Below are 14056 nucleotides of genomic sequence, written 5' to 3' on the forward strand. Positions count from 1 at the left end.
GAGAACAACCTCGACGTCAAGCAGGTCGAGAAGCTCGTCGCGGACAACACCGACGGCCGCACCCTCGGCTTCGTGGGTGAGCCCCGGGTCAACGTCCTGCAGCTCAACATCGCACTCAAGGAGCTGGTGAACGGAGGTTGATTCTCCGCCGACGGGTGCGCCGGGCCGCCGTGGTCATGCTGTACGGACCACGGCGGCCCGGCGCCGTGCCCGCCCGGAGGGCCTCGGTCATTGCCCGGCCGTGTGCCTCATGCACATACTGGCGTCCGACGGGGACCGACCACGCATGGGGGAGCGCATGACCGACAGCACCGGCGGAAAGAGCACAGCCGGCCAGGGCGGCACGGCGGTCGCCGAGGACCCGGCCCGCGGGCCGATGGTCCGCATCGAGGACCTGCACCGCTCGTACGGAACGGGCGCGGGCGCCGTCCACGCGCTGCGGGGGATCTCCTTCGACGTGCCGCGCGGCGAACTCGTCGCACTCAAGGGGCGCTCGGGCTCCGGCAAGACGACCCTGCTGAACCTGGTCGGCGGCCTCGACAGCCCCGACCGCGGCCGGATCACCGTCGACGGCACGGACCTTTCCGAGCTCGGCGAGGACGGGCTGCTGGAACTGCGCCGGGACCGGATCGGCTTCATCTTCCAGTCGTTCGGCCTGATCCCGATCCTGACCGCCGCGGAGAACGTCGGCGTACCGATGCGGCTGCGCAAGGCGGACCCGCGCGAGCGGGAGGACCGGGTGGCGTTGCTGCTCTCCCTGGTCGGGCTCGGCGACCACGGTGCGCAGCGGCCCGGGGAGCTCTCCGGCGGCCAGCAGCAACGTGTCGCCATCGCCCGTGCGCTCGCCAACCGGCCCGCGCTGCTGATCGCGGACGAGCCGACGGGACAGCTCGACGCGGAGACGGGGCTCGCCGTGATGGAGCTGTTGCGGGCGGTGGTACGGAGCGAGGGGGTGACCGCGTTGGTGGCGACGCACGATGCGCAGTTGCTGGGGCTGGCGGACCGGGTGCTGGAGCTGAGGGACGGGCTTATCGCCGAGCAGCACGCGTAGGCGGCAGGGGAAGGGGCGTCCGGGCTCGCCCGGGCACCTTTTTGTCGTCACCTATCGTGATATGCGCTATCCACCCGGTTCGGCGCATCAGAATTCCGTCAATTCGCTCTTCTGTCCGACCTTGTATCCCCTTTGTCGCAAATATTCGAGGTAGCTTCGTCACCGGCTGCCGCATCGGCCGCAGTCGCTCATCTGAAAGACAATGGGGCCATGGCACGCGGCAAGCTTCGGATCTACCTGGGCGCGGCACCGGGCGTCGGCAAGACGTACGCGATGCTCTCCGAGGCCCACCGCCGGGTGGAGCGGGGCACCGACTGCGTCGTCGGGTTCGTGGAACACCACGACCGGCCGCGCACCGAGGTGATGCTGCACGGCCTGGAGCAGATCCCGCGCCGCGAGATCGAGTACCGGGACACCGTCTTCACCGAGATGGACGTCGACGCGGTACTGGACCGTGCCCCGGCCGTCGCCCTGGTGGACGAACTGGCCCACACCAATGTGCCGGGCTCCCGCAACGCCAAGCGCTGGCAGGACGTCGAAGAACTGCTCCAGGCGGGCATCGACGTCGTCTCCACCGTCAACATCCAGCACCTGGAGTCGCTCGGCGACGTCGTCGAGTCGATAACCGGTGTACGGCAGCGCGAGACCGTCCCCGACGAGGTCGTCCGCCGCGCCGACCAGATCGAGCTGGTCGACATGTCACCCCAGGCGCTGCGCCGCCGGATGGCCCACGGCAACATCTACAAGCCGGACCGGATCGACGCGTCCCTGTCCAACTACTTCCGCCCGGGCAACCTCACCGCCCTGCGCGAGCTCGCCCTGCTCTGGGTCGCCGACCGGGTCGACGAGTACCTCCAGCAGTACCGCGGCGAACACAACATCAGCACCACCTGGCAGGCCCGCGAACGCATCGTGGTCGGCCTCACCGGCGGACCCGAGGGCCGTACGCTGATCCGCCGCGCGTCCCGGATGGCCGCCAAAGGCTCCGGCGGCGAGATCCTCGCCGTCTACATCGCCCGCAGCGACGGACTGACCTCCGCGTCGCCCAAGGAACTCACCGCTCAGCGCACCCTCGTCGAGGACCTCGGCGGTACGTTCCACCACGTCATCGGCGACGACATACCCTCGGCACTCCTCGCGTTCGCCCGGGGTGTCAACGCCACCCAGATCGTGCTCGGATCCAGCCGCCGCAAGGCCTGGCAGTACATCTACGGCCCCGGCGTCGGCGCCACCGTCGCCCGCGAGTCCGGTCCCGACCTCGACGTCCACATCGTCACGCACGACGAGGTCGCCAAGGGCCGCGGACTACCGATCGCCCGCGGCGCCCGGCTCGGCCGGGCCCGGATCATCTGGGGCTGGTTGACCGGGGTCGGGGGTCCGGTCCTGCTCACGCTGCTCCTGACCAGCATGGCGGACGGTCCGGGGCTCGCCAACGACGTCCTGCTCTTCCTCTTCATGACGGTCGCCGCAGCCCTGCTCGGCGGGCTGCTGCCCGCTCTCGCGTCCGCGGCCGTCGGCTCGCTGCTGCTGAACTACTGGTTCACCCCGCCGACCCACACCCTGACGGTGCAGGACCCGAGGAACTTCGTCGCCATCGTGATCTTCTTCGCGGTCGCGGTGGCAGTGGCCTCCGTCGTCGACCTGGCGGCCCGCCGTACCCATCAGGCGGCCCGGCTGCGCGCCGAGTCCGAGATCCTGTCCTTCCTGGCCGGCAGCGTGCTGCGCGGCGAGACCACCCTGGACGCCCTGCTGGACCGGGTCCGCGAGACCTTCGCCATGGAGTCCGTGGCGCTTCTGGAGCGGCGCAGCGACGTCGACCCGTGGACCTGCGCGGGCAGTGTCGGCCCTGCGCCCGTCTCCCGCCCCGAGGACGCCGATGTGGACATGCCCGTCGGCGACCACATGGCGCTCGCGCTCTCCGGCCGGGTGCTGCCCGCGGAGGACCGCCGGGTGCTCGGCGCGTTCGCCGCCCAGGCCGCCGTCGTACTCGACCGGCAGCGCCTGGTCGGGGAGGCGGAGGAGGCCCGGCGGCTCGCCGAGGGGAACCGGATAAGGACCGCGCTCCTCGCCGCTGTCAGCCACGATCTCCGGACCCCGCTGGCCGCCATCAAGGCTGCCGTCACCTCGCTGCGTTCCGACGACGTGTCCTGGTCGGAGGCGGATGAGGCGGAGTTCCTCGAAGGCATCGAGAACGGCGCCGACCGTCTCGACCATCTGGTCGGCAACCTCCTCGACATGTCGAGGCTGCAGACCGGCACCGTCACCCCGCTGATTCGCGAGATCGACCTCGACGAGGTGGTCCCGATGGCGCTCGGAGGCGTACCGGAGGGCAGTGTCGACCTGGACATCCCGGAGACGCTGCCGATGGTCGCCGTCGACCCGGGGCTGCTGGAGCGGGCCGTCGCGAACATCGTCGAGAACGCCGTCAAGTACAGCCCCGACGGGGAGCGTGTCACCGTGGCCGCCAGCGCGCTCGGCGCCCGGGTCGAGCTCCGGGTGGCCGACCGCGGTCCCGGTGTCCCCGACGAGGGCAAGGAGCGGATCTTCGAACCCTTCCAGCGCTACGGCGACGCCCCGCGCGGCGCCGGAGTCGGCCTGGGGCTCGCCGTCGCCCGCGGCTTCGTGGAGTCCATGGGCGGCACCCTCGACGCCGAGGACACCCCCGGTGGTGGCATGACCATGGTCCTGACGCTCAAGGCGGTGTCGGGATACGTTCCGACCGGTACCGATCTGCCCGCGCAGGCCGTCTCGTGATCGCCGCCGTGATACCCGTAGTGCTCCCCGCAGCAATTCCGTACAGCAGAAAGGCAGGTTCCCGATGACCCGGGTGCTTGTGGTCGACGACGAGCCGCAGATCGTACGCGCCCTCGTGATCAATCTGAAGGCGCGCAAGTACGAGGTGGACGCGGCGCCCGACGGTGCGACGGCCCTCCAGCTTGCCGCCGCGCGTCACCCCGATGTCGTCGTCCTCGACCTCGGCCTCCCGGACATGGACGGCGTGGAGGTGATCAGAGGGCTGCGCGGCTGGACCCGGGTGCCGATCCTGGTGCTCTCCGCCCGCCACACCTCCGACGAGAAGGTCGAGGCGCTGGATGCAGGAGCCGACGACTACGTCACCAAGCCGTTCGGCATGGACGAGCTGCTGGCCCGGCTGCGTGCCTCGGTCCGGCGGGCCGAACCGGTCGGCCAGGACGGCGCCGACGACATCGTGATGGTCGAGACCGAGGGGTTCACCGTCGACCTGGCGGCGAAGAAGGTTCAACGCGAGGGACGCGACGTGCGGCTCACCCCGACCGAGTGGCATCTGCTGGAGGTGCTGGTCCGCAACAGCGGCCGGCTGGTCAGCCAGAAGCAGCTGCTGCAGGAGGTGTGGGGGCCCTCGTACGGCACCGAGACCAACTATCTGCGTGTCTACATGGCCCAGCTCCGGCGCAAGCTGGAGGCGGACCCCTCGCACCCCCGGCACTTCGTCACCGAGCCGGGCATGGGTTACCGCTTCGAACGCGACTGAGCACTGTGCGTGCGGCGGCCTGTCGTCAGCTTCGCTCCGTGGCGAGTCGCCCGTCAGGGTGAGAGAACGGACACCTGCCCGGACCACCCTGGCCCGGTACCCTTCGGGTATGAGTGCTGTCCCTCGTTCCGAGAAGGCGGAGCGGCCGTCCGGCCGCTTCCGTCGGATGCTCGACCGGCTGTCCAGCTCCCAGCAAGACCTGGAATCGGAGGAGCTGCAGGAGGACTCGCAGGCATCGGGATGCACGCGGATCTCCGACTGCAACGACCGCCAGATCGTCAAGGTGACTGGTACCTTGCGGACCGTCACCCTGCGGCCGCGCGCCGGAGTGCCCGCCCTGGAAGCGGAGCTCTTCGACGGCACCGCCCCGCTGGACGTGGTCTGGCTGGGCCGGCGTTCCATCGTGGGCATAGAGCCGGGCCGTAAGCTCATCGCCTCCGGCCGGATCGCCATGAGCCACGGACGCCGGGTGCTGTTCAACCCCAAATACGAACTCCGACCGCTCGGCAAGGAGTAGCCGGTGACGTCTCTCGACAAGCCGACACCCGATACGGACCGCACCGACCAGCAGGAGGCCGACGCGAAGGCGGTCACCGAAGCCGCCCTCTTCGAGGCGTTCGGCGGCATCCGCGGGATGGTGGAGACAGTCCTGCCCGGGCTGCTCTTCGTCACGATCTTCACCATCAACAAGGACCTGCACACCTCGGCCATCGCGGCCCTGGCCGTGTCCCTGGTCCTCGTCGCCGTACGGTTGATCCGCAAGGACACCGTCAAGCACGCCTTCAGCGGGGTCTTCGGCGTCGCCTTCGGTGTGGTCTTCGCGATGATGACGGGCAATGCCAAGGACTTCTACCTGCCCGGCATGATCTACACGCTGGGCCTGGCCCTCGCCTACATCGTCACGACGATCGCCGGGGTGCCGCTGATAGGGCTGATCCTCGGGCCGGTCTTCAAGGAGAACCTCTCCTGGCGCACCCGGAACCCCGGCCGCAAGAAGGCGTACGCCAAGGCCAGCTGGGCCTGGGGCCTGATACTGCTCGCCAAGTGCGCGATCCTCTTCCCGCTCTACTGGTGGGCCGACACCGCCCAGCTCGGCTGGGTCCTGGTCGCCCTGAAGATCCCGCCGTTCCTGCTCGCGGTGTACCTCACCTGGGTCTTCCTCGCCAAGGCGCCGCCGCCCATCGACGTCTTCGCCGAGATGGAGGCGGAGGAGCAGGCCGAGAAGGCCCGCAAGGAGGAAGCCGCCGCGGCCCGCAACACCGAGGCCTGACCCGGCAGCGACAGCGAAGGGGCCCGGAACCGTGACATACGGTTCCGGGCCCCTTCGTCGTACGAGATGCCGTGCGGGACGACGTACGGAAGGCGAGGCCGGCCGGCCTCAGTCGTCGGCGACCTCGCGACGCACCGACAGCAGGTCCTCCAGCTGCTCCTCGCGCGCCTGGGCGGCCACGAACAGCAGCTCGTCACCGGCCTCCAGCGTCTCCTCCGAGCCCGGGGTCAGCACCCGCGTACCGCGGATGATGGTGACCAGCGACGTGTCCTCGGGCCACGCCACATCGCCGACCTGGGTACCGGCCAGTGCCGACTCCGGGGGCAGCGTCAGCTCGACCAGGTTGGCGTCGCCGTGGCTGAAGCGCAGCAGCCGGACCAGATCGCCGACGCTCACCGCCTCCTCGACCAGCGCGGACATCAGACGCGGAGTGGAGACCGCGACATCGACGCCCCAGGACTCGTTGAACAGCCACTCGTTCTTCGGGTTGTTGACCCGGGCGACGACCCGCGGCACGCCGTACTCGGTCTTGGCGAGCAGGGACACGACCAGGTTCACCTTGTCGTCGCCGGTCGCGGCGATCACGACGTTGCAGCGCTGGAGCGCCGCCTCGTCCAGCGAGGTGATCTCGCAGGCATCCGCGAGCAGCCACTCGGCCATGGGCACCCGCTCCACCGAAATGGCGGTCGGCGCCTTGTCCACGAGCAGCACCTCGTGGCCGTTCTCCAGCAGCTCGCCGGCGATGGAGCGGCCCACCGCGCCGGCCCCGGCAATCGCGACACGCATCAGTGACCGCCCTCCTCAGGACCCTCGGCGAAGGCCGCCTCGACCTTCGCGATCTCGTCCGTACGCATCATCACGTGGACGAGATCGCCCTCCTGCAGCACCGTCTGCGACGACGGCAGGATGGCTTCGCCCAATCGGGTGAGGAACGCCACGCGGACGCCCGTCTCCTCCTGCAGCGTGCTGATCTTGTGCCCGATCCAGGACGGGGTGGTGTGCACCTCGGCGAGCTGAACACCGCCGCTCGGGTCGCGCCACAGCGGCTCGGCGCCCGAGGGCAGCAGCCGCCGCAGCATCTGGTCCGCCGTCCAGCGCACGGTGGCGACCGTGGGGATGCCGAGGCGCTGGTAGACCTCGGCGCGCCGCGGGTCGTAGATCCGCGCCGCGACGTTCTCGATGCCGAACATCTCGCGGGCCACCCGGGCGGCGATGATGTTCGAGTTGTCGCCGCTGCTCACCGCGGCGAACGCGCCGGCCTCCTCGATACCCGCCTCACGGAGGGTGTCCTGGTCGAAACCGACGCCGGTGACGCGTCGGCCACCGAATCCCGACCCGAGACGGCGGAACGCCGTGGGGTCCTGGTCGATCACGGCGACCGTGTGCCCCTGCTGCTCCAGGGTCTGCGCGAGAGCGGCTCCTACTCGCCCGCAGCCCATGATGACGATGTGCACCTTGCGCCTACCTCGCAGTCCTGGTCGTCCGGCTGACCTGCGAAAACACCCTGCTCACACTCTTTCCTCGGCTTGCCGGGCAAACAACGGGGCAACGTTTTCCGGCGTTGCCCGGGATGAGCTTATGCGGCCACCGACGCGTTGCCTCATTCGAGTGTGCTTTCGCCGCGGCCGTAGCTGCAAAGGCGCGGTAAAGAGGAACGGGTGACGGAACAGCGGGAAGGGAGATCCACTGGAACGCCACCGTCCGCCACACCCGTCCCCGTGGCCAACCGGAACGGAACGGTTACAGCGCGCTCATGCGATAAGGGGGGAGTGCAAGGATTCCGTTAAGGATTCCGTGGCGATTCCGGCTGAGTGCAGGAGATTGCAGGACCGCAGGGGTGGTGTGTGGGCGGCCTCCATACGGAACCCTTACGATCCTCAGCGTGTCCAAACTGACCGACGTGCCCAAACGGATCCTGATCGGCCGGGCGTTGCGCAGCGACAAGCTGGGGGAAACGCTCCTCCCCAAGCGCATCGCCCTCCCCGTCTTCGCATCCGACCCGCTGTCCTCGGTGGCGTACGCACCAGGAGAAGTCCTCCTCGTGCTGTCCATCGCGGGCGTGTCGGCGTACCACTTCAGCCCGTGGATCGCGGCCGCTGTCGTGGTCCTGATGTTCACGGTCGTCGCCTCGTACCGGCAGAACGTGCATGCCTACCCGAGCGGCGGCGGCGACTACGAGGTCGCCACCACCAATCTCGGTCCCAAGGCCGGTCTGACCGTCGCCAGCGCCCTGCTGGTGGACTACGTCCTGACCGTCGCCGTGTCGATCGCCTCCGGAGTGGAGAACCTCGGCTCCGCCATCCCGTTCGTCGTCGAGCACAAGACGCTCTGCGCGATCGCGGCCATCGTGCTGCTGACCCTGATGAACCTGCGTGGCGTCAAGGAGTCCGGCAAGCTCTTCGCCATCCCCACGTATCTCTTCGTGGCCGGCGTCTTCGTCATGATCGCTTGGGGCGCGTTCCGCGGTCTTGTTCTCGGCGACACCATGCACGCCCCGACCTCGGACTACGAGATCAAACCCGAGCACCAGGGCCTGGCCGGGTTCGCCCTCGTCTTCCTGCTGCTGCGGGCGTTCTCCTCCGGCTGTGCGGCGCTGACCGGCGTCGAGGCGATCAGCAACGGTGTCCCCGCTTTCCGCAAGCCGAAGAGCAAGAACGCCGCGACCACGCTCGCCATGATGGGCCTGCTGGCCGTCACGATGTTCTGCGGCATCATCGGCCTGGCCATGGCCACCGATGTGAAGATGGCCGAGAATCCGGCCCAGGACCTGATCCACAACGGCGCCGCCGTCGGTTCGAGCTTCGTCCAGGACCCGGTGATCTCCCAGGTCGCGGCCGCCGTCTTCGGTGACGGCTCGTTCCTCTTCATCATCCTCGCCGCGGCCACCGCGCTCGTGCTCTTCCTGGCCGCCAACACCGCGTACAACGGCTTCCCGCTGCTCGGCTCGATCCTCGCCCAGGACCGGTACCTGCCCCGCCAGCTGCACACCCGCGGCGACCGGCTCGCCTTCTCCAACGGCATCGTGCTGCTGGCCGGCGCGGCCATCCTGCTCACCTGGATCTACGGCGCCGACTCGACCCGGCTGATCCAGCTGTACATCGTCGGTGTGTTCGTCTCCTTCACCCTCAGCCAGACCGGCATGGTCCGGCACTGGAACCGTCATCTGAGGACCGAGAAGGACCCGGCCAAGCGGCGCCACATGATCCGCTCCCGCGCGATCAACACCTTCGGCGCGTTCTTCACCGGCCTGGTGCTCGTCGTCGTACTCGCCACCAAGTTCACCCACGGCGCCTGGGTCGCGCTGCTCGGCATGGTGATCTTCTACGGGACGATGACCGCGATTCGAAAGCACTACGACCGCGTCGCCGAGGAGATCGCCGCCGACGAGGCCCCGTCCGACGACAGCATGAAGCCTTCCCGGGTCCACTCGATCGTCCTGGTCTCCAAGCTGCACCGGCCCACGCTGCGCGCGCTCGCGTACGCCAAGCTGATCCGCTCCGACCATCTGGAGGCGCTGTCCATCAGCGTCGACCCGGCCGAGACCAAGGCGCTCAAGGCGGACTGGGAGCGGCGCGGCATCAACATCCCGCTGAAGATCCTCGACTCCCCGTACCGCGAGGTGACCCGGCCGGTCATCGACTACGTGAAGGGCCTGCGCCGGGAGAGCCCGCGCGACGTGGTCAGTGTCTACATCCCGGAGTACGTGGTCGGGCACTGGTACGAGCATCTGCTGCACAACCAGAGCGCCCTGCGCCTCAAGGGGCGGCTGCTGTTCACACCCGGCGTGATGGTGACGTCGGTCCCGTACCAGCTGGAATCCTCCGAGGCCGCCAAGAAGCGCGCCAGGAAGCGCGCCGAATGGAACGCTCCTGGATCGGTCCGCCGGGGTCCCGTGGAGCGCAGGGCCAAGGAGCCCAGCAGCAAGAGCTGACACGCTTGTGGTAAGCGGCCGGACGACACCCACGTAGACTGGTGGGCTGTTGTCCGGCCGTTTCCCTTTGATCCCTGGAGCCACCCCCTCATGCAGAACGAATCCACCTCGTCGCCGGCCGAGGACTCGCAGACCGGGGACTCACTGATCGGCGAGGAGTACGAGGTCGAGGTGGGCCCCGTCGCACACGGCGGCCACTGCATCGCCCGTACCTCGGAGGGCCAGGTCCTCTTCGTACGGCACACGCTCCCCGGTGAAAAGGTCATCGCCCGGATCACCGACGGCGACAAGGACTCCCGCTTCCTGCGCGCCGACGCCGTCACGATCATCGAACCGTCCAAGGACCGCGTCGAGGCGCCCTGCCCGTACGCCGGCCCCGGAAAGTGCGGCGGCTGCGACTGGCAGCACGCCAAGCCCGGCGCCCAGCGTCGGCTCAAGGGCGAAGTCATCGCCGAACAGCTCCAGCGCCTCGCCGGGCTCACCCCCGAAGAGGCCGGCTGGGACGGCACGGTCATGCCGGCCGAGGGCGACAAGCTCCCGAAGGGCGAGGTGCCTGCCTGGCGTACCCGCGTCCAGTACGCCATCGACGAGGACGGCCGCGCCGGTCTGCGCAAGCACCGCTCGCACGACGTCGAGCCGGTCGAGCACTGCATGATCGCGGCGCCCGGCGTCTCGGAACTCGGCATCGAGAAGCGCGACTGGACCGGCATGGCCTCGGTGGAAGCCATCACCGCCACCGGTTCCAACGACCGTCAGGTCATCCTCACCCCGAAGCCCGGCGCCCGGCTGCCGCTCGTCGAGCTCGACAAGCCGGTCTCCGTCCTGCGCGTCGACGAACGCGACGGCGGCATCCACCGGGTCCACGGCCGCGGCTTCGTCCGCGAACGCGCCGACGACCGCACGTACCGCGTCGGCTCGGGCGGCTTCTGGCAGGTCCACCCGCAGGCTGCCAACACCCTCGTCCGCGCGGTCATGCAGGGCCTCCTGCCCCGCAAGAACGACATGGCCCTCGACCTCTACTGCGGCGTCGGCCTGTTCGCCGGCGCCATCGGCCAGCGCATCGGCGAGAAGGGCGCGGTCCTCGGCATCGAGTCCGGCAAGCGCGCCGTCGAGGACGCCCGCCACAACCTCCAGGACCTCGACCGGGTCCGCATCGAGCACGGCAAGGTCGACCAGATCCTGCCCCGCACCGGCATCACCGAGTGCGACCTGATCGTCCTCGACCCGCCGCGCGCGGGCGCGGGCAAGCAGACGGTGAAGCACCTCGCCGGCCTCGGCGCCCGCCGCATCGCCTACGTCGCCTGCGACCCGGCGGCACTCGCGCGCGACCTGGCGTACTTCCGGGAGGGCGGTTACAAGGTGCGGACGCTGCGGGCGTTCGACCTGTTCCCGATGACGCACCACGTGGAGTGCGTGGCGATTCTGGAGCCTGCTGAGAAGGGCCTCTGACCTGCGGTTCTTCGCATGTCGTCGGCCTGCCCGACCTGTTTCCGGACAAGCAACGGGTGGAGCGGTCGACGTGGCTGCGGAGGCGGTCTGACCTGCGAGTTCACCGCAAAGCAAGAACGGCATCGGTGACAGTCCCGGGCATCGGCGAGCATTCTTGACGCTCCAGTGACGCTCGAGCGTTCGTGTCGGTCGTGGTGCGCCGATGCTCCAGGACTGCGGGTAGCGCCTGGGGGAACGTCAGCGCGGGGGCGGTGACGTGCGCGGCGACCGCGCCGTTGGACGGAGCCAGGCCGCCGCCTGCCTCGTCGATCCACCAGGTCCCGCCGCCGGGGCCGGTGAGGGTCAGGGCGACGCGGGCGTCGAGCTCCCACAACGCCCTCACCGACGAGGACCCGGACCGACGAGCAAGGACTACACCTCAATCATCAACGACAAGCAGTACGCGATCCGTCTTCACCGGCAGCACCGAGGTCGGACGAGCCGTGATGAAGGCGGCGAGCGAGAACCTCGTCCCCGTCACGCTGGAACTGGGCGGCAAGTCTCCGACCATCGTCGCCGCAGGTGGCGGCAGACGAGTCGGCCTGTACGCCGGGTCGCCAGTCGGCGGGCGCGTCCCAGCCGGCCGTGGACGACCTCGACGCGCCAGGCGTGGCGGATCGGTCGGAACACCAGCTGCTTGCGAGGTCACGGGCGACGACGGTCACCGTGACGCCGTGGGCGCGGTTCATGATGATCGGCGCTGCGACCTCCGTCATCGCCATCGAGACCGCGCTCGCCGACCGCTACGGCAAGGGCACCCTGGCCGGCCACCTCGGGAATGCCCGCGCTGACGGACTCCTCACCGAGGAGCAGTACGACCTCCTCGATAGCTGCGGGCGGCCGATCCGGAACAGGTACGCGCACGGGGATCTCACCCATGCCGTGCTGACCCCGCCCCTGGCCATCGGGATGGTCCGTACGTCGATCACGATCCTCGCCGAGTTGCACGCCACGCCACGCCCCGGGATTACGGCCGCGAGCGAATGAGCGTTTTCAGCGTGGTCACCGATGGGGTGACGGCGGCGAGGGGGCAACGGCACGAGGCACCCGTGCCGTTGAGGGAGGTGTTCGAAGTCTCAACTCACCAGCGCAGGTGCCTCGTTGGTCCCCTATCCTGCCGCACTCGACCTGCCTCATGCGCTGGTCGAGTGGGTCACCATGCTCATCGTCACCCGCGAGGGTGACCGCCGCTGCAAGCTTTTGCCGCCCAACGCGCGCTTGTCGGTCTTTTGTACCTGCGCAAGCACGACACCCTGGCCCAGATAGCGGCCGGGTTCGGCATCTCGGTCGGCACCGCCCACGCCTACACGGCCGCGGTGATCGATCTCCTGGCCGCGCGGGCGCCCGGCCTGCTCAAGGTCCTGCGCGAGCACGTACCGGAGTACGCACTGCTCGACGGGACGCTCGCCGAGTGCGACCGGGTGGGCGACGGCCGGGCCGACTACTCGCACAAGCACCGTCGCCACGGCGTGAACGTGCAGGTCGTGACCGACCCGGCTGTGCGGGTGCTGTGGATCTCGCCGGCCTTGCCAGGCCGGTGCCATGACCTGACCGCGGCCCGCACCACAGGATCATCCGGATCTGCGAACGCCAGGGCGTGGCCGTTCTGGCCGACCGCGCCTACCAGGGCGCCAGCCCCTGGGTCACCACCGGGCGCAGACGGCCGCCCGGCGGGCAGTTGACCCCCACAGCAGACGACCCACCGGGCGCTGGCCTCCTCCCGGGCACCCGTCGAACAGGGCATGGCACTGCTGAAGTCCTGGCGGATCTTCCGAGGACCCCGGATCAGCCCCAACCGCATGACGTCAGTCGCCAAGACCGTCCTCACCCTGGCGAGGCAACGCTGAAAATGCTCACTGACAAGGGGGAGCTGCGTGCAGCCGAATGACAGGGCGGCGACAGTGAGGCGGACGCGACTGGGTTCGCTGTCAAACGCCTCGCTTGAATGACGAGGGACAGCAGTTGTCCGGTGGCAACGAACCCAGTCGTCGTCTCAAGGAAGTGAGGCGACTGACACACTGGCCTGGGCAAGGAGGCCGGGCCGTCCTCCGCCCGCCAGCAGACCGTGGACACAGAGAAGACGATCCGCTCAATGCGCGGCGACAACGCCTACCCCGCTCTGTTGAGCTCCGCGCTCGCTGCCTCAGTGAACTTCTTGAGAGCCGGATAGACCTTGTCGTGCTCAGACAGGACGTTGCGCATGGCGGCATCGATACCTGTTCTCGTCGCGGCCGCGCTGTAGTGGACATCACAAACGGCCAACATTGCCTCGGTGCCGGCGTCGGAAACGGGTTCGGGCCCCTCTAGGCAGAACTGCCCCGGCCCTCCAGGTCAGAGGACTGATCACCGCCGTTTGCGGCTGGTGACAGGATTCTTACCAGCACCCCTAGTTCGACGACAGCGGCACGCGCCAGAACCTCTTTGATCGGGACATCCGCTACCAACTCCAGCGTGCGCCTGTTTAGGTCCTCCGGGGTGTAACTCACCCCAGCTGCCTGTAACTCGGCCCGAGCCAACTTTTCGCAAGCCCCAACCTCAGCCTCACGCTCGTAGACATGCAATGCGGCCAGAAGACTCGCATAGGCGTCGCGCTGATGCTGTCGGCGCACTGCGTCTACCGGCCCTCGTTGAGCCCCCCGCCCCTGCACTAGCCCGGCAGCGAAGGCAGCACCAGCCGCGGTGATAGCTACAGGGGCGGTAATGAGAGCAGCCGTCACAGCAGGATCCATGAGTCTGATCCTGTCCCACACCGCGCACGCCCAACAGGGCTTTCGCCACACCCAGTGGCCGTTGACTGGAAAGCGA

12 protein-coding genes and 2 pseudogenes are annotated in these 14056 nt (G+C 69.0%); 11 read left to right on the plus strand and 3 right to left on the minus strand.

The window, feature by feature from the left end:
• From ACIA8E_RS38875 to ACIA8E_RS38900, 6 genes are all read left to right on the plus strand, one after another.
• Positions 1-141, plus strand: a 141-nt coding sequence (locus ACIA8E_RS38875) for a potassium-transporting ATPase subunit C (RefSeq protein ID WP_399306178.1), incomplete at its 5' end; no start/stop codon positions are given.
• Between the two features lie 157 nt (positions 142-298).
• Positions 299-1051: an ABC transporter ATP-binding protein gene (locus tag ACIA8E_RS38880; RefSeq protein WP_399306126.1), complete on the plus strand. Its 753-nt coding sequence runs from the start codon at positions 299-301 to the stop codon at positions 1049-1051.
• A 210-nt stretch (positions 1052-1261) separates the two neighbouring features.
• Positions 1262-3805 carry an ATP-binding protein gene (locus ACIA8E_RS38885; RefSeq protein WP_399306129.1) on the plus strand — a complete coding sequence of 848 codons (2544 nt, stop codon included), beginning with the start codon at positions 1262-1264 and terminating at the stop codon, positions 3803-3805.
• Positions 3806-3869: 64 nt separating this feature from the next.
• On the plus strand, positions 3870-4562 hold the full coding sequence (locus ACIA8E_RS38890) for a response regulator (protein ID WP_399306132.1): 693 nt from the start codon (positions 3870-3872) through the stop codon (positions 4560-4562).
• A 109-nt stretch (positions 4563-4671) separates the two neighbouring features.
• Entirely contained in the window at positions 4672-5079 is a 408-nt protein-coding gene (locus ACIA8E_RS38895) for an OB-fold nucleic acid binding domain-containing protein (protein ID WP_078853134.1), read from the plus strand.
• Positions 5080-5082: 3 nt separating this feature from the next.
• Positions 5083-5832, plus strand: a complete 750-nt coding sequence (locus tag ACIA8E_RS38900; protein WP_327239703.1) for a DUF3159 domain-containing protein — start codon at positions 5083-5085, stop codon at positions 5830-5832.
• A 108-nt stretch (positions 5833-5940) separates the two neighbouring features.
• On the opposite strand, the gene ACIA8E_RS38905 is transcribed toward ACIA8E_RS38900, so the two are convergent.
• Positions 5941-6618, minus strand: coding sequence for a TrkA family potassium uptake protein (locus ACIA8E_RS38905; protein ID WP_030927282.1), 678 nt, complete (start codon positions 6616-6618; stop codon positions 5941-5943).
• Positions 6618-7286 (minus strand): TrkA family potassium uptake protein, encoded by a 669-nt coding sequence (locus ACIA8E_RS38910; RefSeq protein ID WP_026242838.1) that lies wholly within the window; start codon positions 7284-7286, stop codon positions 6618-6620. The genes ACIA8E_RS38905 and ACIA8E_RS38910 overlap by 1 nt, the downstream gene beginning before the upstream one ends.
• A 428-nt stretch (positions 7287-7714) precedes the next feature.
• Here ACIA8E_RS38910 and ACIA8E_RS38915 point away from each other — a divergent pair, with 428 nt between their 5' ends.
• Together ACIA8E_RS38915 and ACIA8E_RS38920 are read left to right on the plus strand one after the other, a co-directional pair.
• On the plus strand, positions 7715-9763 hold the full coding sequence (locus ACIA8E_RS38915; protein ID WP_399306137.1) for an APC family permease: 2049 nt from the start codon (positions 7715-7717) through the stop codon (positions 9761-9763).
• A gap of 90 nt (positions 9764-9853) precedes the next feature.
• Entirely contained in the window at positions 9854-11212 is a 1359-nt protein-coding gene (locus ACIA8E_RS38920; RefSeq protein WP_399306139.1) for a class I SAM-dependent RNA methyltransferase, read from the plus strand.
• A 100-nt stretch (positions 11213-11312) separates the two neighbouring features.
• Here ACIA8E_RS38920 and ACIA8E_RS38925 read toward each other — a convergent pair whose 3' ends face one another.
• Positions 11313-11594, minus strand: a complete 282-nt coding sequence (locus ACIA8E_RS38925; RefSeq protein ID WP_399306182.1) for a hypothetical protein — start codon at positions 11592-11594, stop codon at positions 11313-11315.
• A gap of 67 nt (positions 11595-11661) precedes the next feature.
• Here ACIA8E_RS38925 and ACIA8E_RS38930 point away from each other — a divergent pair.
• The 3 genes and pseudogenes from ACIA8E_RS38930 to ACIA8E_RS38940 all read left to right on the plus strand — a co-directional run.
• Positions 11662-11763 (plus strand): annotated as a pseudogene (locus ACIA8E_RS38930) (aldehyde dehydrogenase family protein); the annotation flags it as partial.
• A gap of 10 nt (positions 11764-11773) precedes the next feature.
• On the plus strand, positions 11774-12238 hold the full coding sequence (locus ACIA8E_RS38935) for a hypothetical protein (protein ID WP_399306185.1): 465 nt from the start codon (positions 11774-11776) through the stop codon (positions 12236-12238).
• A gap of 114 nt (positions 12239-12352) precedes the next feature.
• Positions 12353-13098 (plus strand): annotated as a pseudogene (locus tag ACIA8E_RS38940) (transposase family protein).
• Positions 13099-14056: the final 958 nt, after the last annotated feature.

This window comes from Streptomyces sp. NPDC051664 (genome assembly GCF_044453545.1).
Classification (GTDB): domain Bacteria; phylum Actinomycetota; class Actinomycetes; order Streptomycetales; family Streptomycetaceae; genus Streptomyces.

Coding starts and splice junctions, on each gene's coding strand:
- ACIA8E_RS38880 (WP_399306126.1), top strand. CDS start 299: ATGACCGACAGCACCGGCGGAAAGAGCACAGCCGGCCAGGGCGGCACG.
- ACIA8E_RS38885 (WP_399306129.1), top strand. CDS start 1,262: ATGGCACGCGGCAAGCTTCGGATCTACCTGGGCGCGGCACCGGGCGTC.
- ACIA8E_RS38890 (WP_399306132.1), top strand. CDS start 3,870: ATGACCCGGGTGCTTGTGGTCGACGACGAGCCGCAGATCGTACGCGCC.
- ACIA8E_RS38895 (WP_078853134.1), top strand. CDS start 4,672: ATGAGTGCTGTCCCTCGTTCCGAGAAGGCGGAGCGGCCGTCCGGCCGC.
- ACIA8E_RS38905 (WP_030927282.1), bottom strand. CDS start 6,618: ATGCGTGTCGCGATTGCCGGGGCCGGCGCGGTGGGCCGCTCCATCGCC.
- ACIA8E_RS38920 (WP_399306139.1), top strand. CDS start 9,854: ATGCAGAACGAATCCACCTCGTCGCCGGCCGAGGACTCGCAGACCGGG.